This window comes from Acidithiobacillus sp. HP-2, from assembly GCF_015100155.1.
In the GTDB taxonomy this organism is placed as follows: Bacteria; Pseudomonadota; Gammaproteobacteria; order Acidithiobacillales; family Acidithiobacillaceae; genus Acidithiobacillus.
In genome coordinates this window covers 1-1758 of the sequence record NZ_JACKZA010000046.1, presented here as the reverse complement: position 1 = coordinate 1758, position 1758 = coordinate 1, and the positions used below count along the sequence as shown (strand labels likewise).

At 53.4% G+C, this 1758-nt stretch carries 3 protein-coding genes; all 3 read right to left on the bottom strand.

Annotated features, from left to right (window positions below; all coding sequences use genetic code 11):
* Window positions 1-313 (bottom strand): transposase (locus tag H7F11_RS16565; protein WP_193658295.1); only part of this gene is annotated, 313 nt, incomplete at its 3' end.
* Window positions 288-1343 carry a VPA1262 family N-terminal domain-containing protein gene (locus tag H7F11_RS17360; protein ID WP_413773205.1) on the bottom strand — a complete coding sequence of 352 codons (1056 nt, stop codon included), beginning with the start codon at window positions 1341-1343 and terminating at the stop codon, window positions 288-290. The genes H7F11_RS16565 and H7F11_RS17360, both read right to left, overlap by 26 nt.
* A 65-nt stretch (window positions 1344-1408) precedes the next feature.
* Window positions 1409-1758 (bottom strand): ISAzo13-like element transposase-related protein (locus H7F11_RS16555; protein WP_413773187.1); only part of this gene is annotated, 350 nt, incomplete at its 5' end.

Genomic DNA, 1758 nt, shown 5'->3' with positions numbered 1-1758 from the left:
CGTGGGCTCGGAGATGTGTATAAGAGACAGGGTCTGGATACAGCCCTTTCTCCCGGCAATATGCGCTCAACTCCACCTCGGACAGCAGTGCCGTTTCCACCACCGCTGCCAACTTGGACTCGGCAGACCAACACTCTGCGGTCTTCTTGGTCACTGCACTCATCGTCCCACTCGCTATCGCCTGCTTACGCCAATGGTACAGCGTCACATCAGAAATCCCTTCCTGTTTGGCCAGTTCTGGCACAGATAAACTGGTGGGCGGTAACATCTTCTGCAATACAGCGGCCTTACGTTCTGCTGAATAACTCTTCATCTCGATAATCCACTTTCCGCCCCCACCCTACACCTGACTCCATTTCAGAGAGGCGACAACTACCCTGACACCGGGGGATTTGGAGCGCCCCGAAATAGGGGTCAGCAACCATCACCGACGACCTAGCTCTTCCGACTTGCTCGCGCAAGAACGAAGATGCTTCATTACGCTGGGTACCATCAAACCATGTCTGCTTGTACTGCTTGGCAGCGGCCCTTCGGATACGGCGCTGCTCCGCCTCGACCACTCTGGCGTTCGCATTGTCGGATTGTCTTTCACCGACCTCAATCGGTATTTCATGCGCATATTCGGTCACCTCGTAGTTGTCGGTTGAGCTATGAGGCGACTCTGTCTGCGGAACTTGGACCCTTACTCTACGACCTGCCACACCAAGCGATAGATTCACTGAGCGAATGAATGGACGTGGCTGTTGGTAAGCAATGACCCCCTGTATGGGGTGTGAGATGACATAGCCTGTTTGATCAAACGGTAAGGCACTTTCGATAGTAACCAAGCCCTCAGCTGGGACATCGACAGTTTCAAACCGTGATAGGAGATTTGATCGGCGCTCAAGAACCGTCAGTTTCAGGTCATAGAGACTTTGACCTGGACGGGGCACCAACCGGTAGACGAGGCACTCGTCCGCATCATTGCTCTTTGCAGGAACCATGGAGTGCTGGACGCGGCGCAGGACGGGATCGGGAACAACAAGAGCCAGGCCACCGAGATATTCGGTGTAGTCCAAGAGGTCAAGATGCAGGCGGCGCTTCAAGAAGCTGATGGCCGAGCCATCAGCGATGACAGCTTCGAAGCCTGTGTTGTCGCCAAAACGGCGGTGAATACGTGGAGCTCCGGGTCCGCGAAATGGCGCAGGATCACCCGGCCCACCTGCATTCGAGAACAGATCGGTGCCTAGCGGGACACCAAGGGAGGGCCACAGCGGATTGTCCTCAAAGGATGTTTTCGAGAGGGGAACGCCGTCTCTGTTACTATCGTATTCGGTTGAATCAGTCGGAAAAGGTGTTGTAATGTCATTCGCTCCAGCTCCGCGATACCAGTCTATGGCATCACTTGCACTAAGGAATCATAAATAAACTACATGGACTTTTTGTTTGGTGAGATGACGTAATTCCATTCCCCATGGAAGTTATCGCGATCAATTTGGATGGTAGCGAATTCAGCGTCAGTGACTTTGATACCCTTGGGGTAGGGTGTAGGATCAATGGCGGCGTACACTTTCAAGCCTTTGCTGGTGGTTGTAGCCGCGATCAAATTGACAATGACTTCGTGACTCACCAAAGGTCGCCCCCGCCAATTCATGCTGATATAGGAAAACAGACGGTGCTCGATTTTGTTCCATTTGCTGGTGCCCGGAGGAAAGTGGCACACCCGAATCGGCAGATTGAGTTCATCGGCAAGCCCTTGTAATTCCAGCTTCCAGAGGC